Source organism: Rhizobium phaseoli (assembly GCF_003985125.1).
GTDB classification, from domain to species: domain Bacteria; phylum Pseudomonadota; class Alphaproteobacteria; order Rhizobiales; family Rhizobiaceae; genus Rhizobium; species Rhizobium phaseoli.
The window spans coordinates 1-1,337 of sequence record NZ_ML133636.1 but is presented as its reverse complement, the minus strand read 5'-3'; the positions used below and the strand labels follow the sequence as shown (position 1 = coordinate 1,337).

The following is a 1,337-nucleotide window of genomic DNA, read 5'->3' as shown; positions in this document are numbered from 1 at the left end:
GACGCCGGCGACCGTGTGCCGCGTCGCAGATCCGTGGGCGGTTCGATGCGAGTGACGCCGCAGTCGCTGGCGCCGGAGAGGGGTTCGGGGCAGCAAGACGTCGATGCCGCAACGGAGACTCACGTGGTCTCAACCAAGGTTCGCGTCGGCGCCAAGCGTGGTCGCGCCGCCGACTGGGACATGCATCCCGATGACGAGTCCCGCATCAACCAGTTCGCGGAAGCAGTCCGAAACTACGAAATTCTACCCGACGGTAGCGTCGGCCGAGGGGACGGAAGGGTTCCCGAGGCTACCGTCGAGAACAATTTATGGGTTCTTAGGGGGTTCGCTCGTTGGCTCCGAGCAGAGAACAGAGATTCGATGGCTTCTCGGCTTTTAAACGATCCAGATTCACTAGCCGTTGATATCGCGGATTATTATTTTGCAAGCGGTGGGGATGGTCGGAACCGTCTTAAGTCAGCACTGTCTCATTTCAGGAGGCTCGCGCCTGAGGGGCAAGAACTCCAAGCCGTTGGACCTGGGCCGCGCCTGATGGGGCGCCAGATACATGATCCTTATCCCGACGACGCCCGCGTCATTGATAGCTTGGCCAAGGAAGAGCTGAGTAAGTTCGGACCGGTCTCGACTTCCCGGAATAATACCAGTCACCAACGAAAGTTTAGCGCTTGGCTCAAAAGGGAGGGCAGGGAGAGCATAGTCAGCCGGCTCACCGGCAGTGATGAGCAGCAACAGTCGTTGAAGGAGGATTTTAGGGCCTTTACCAAGGAGGAAGGAAAAAAAGTGGTCGTGAGTTTCGATCGGCTGCGGCAGTATCTAGGCGCCGAGTCCCAGTTGAAACAGCATAATCCTTATCCCGACGACGCCCGCATCATTGATGACCTAGCCAAGGAAGCGCTGAGCAAGCTCGGATCGAACTCGACTTCCAAGAGGAATGTTGTCTGGAATATGGCCAGCAATCAACGAAAGTTTAGCGCTTGGCTCCAAAGGGAGGGCAGGGAGAGCATAGTCAGCCGACTCACCGGTACTGATCAGCAGCAACAGTCGTTGCAAAAAGATTACCAAGACTTCACCGAAGACATGGGAAAACACACTATCTCTTTCAAGCGGCTTCGGCAGTACCAGCAAGTCGTTGAGGCGAACGCAGCGTCGGGGTTGTCCCCTGAGCAGGCAAGTGGCCGGGAACCGGCCGGTCTGGACGGCCGTTCGGATCCACGTGCCGAGTTCAGATCAACTTCGCCGCTGCAGCAGGTTGATCCATCGATCGAAGGCCGCAGCGGATTGTCGCTCGACCATATCGAATGGCTGGGCGACCAGCATATCCAGACGGATTATGAGCT

1 pseudogene is annotated in these 1,337 nt (G+C 57.3%); it reads left to right on the top strand.

From position 1 onward, the window contains the following. Positions 1-123: 123 nt before the first annotated feature. A pseudogene (locus tag EFD56_RS32460) lies at positions 124-1,337 on the top strand (Ulp1 family isopeptidase); the annotation flags it as partial.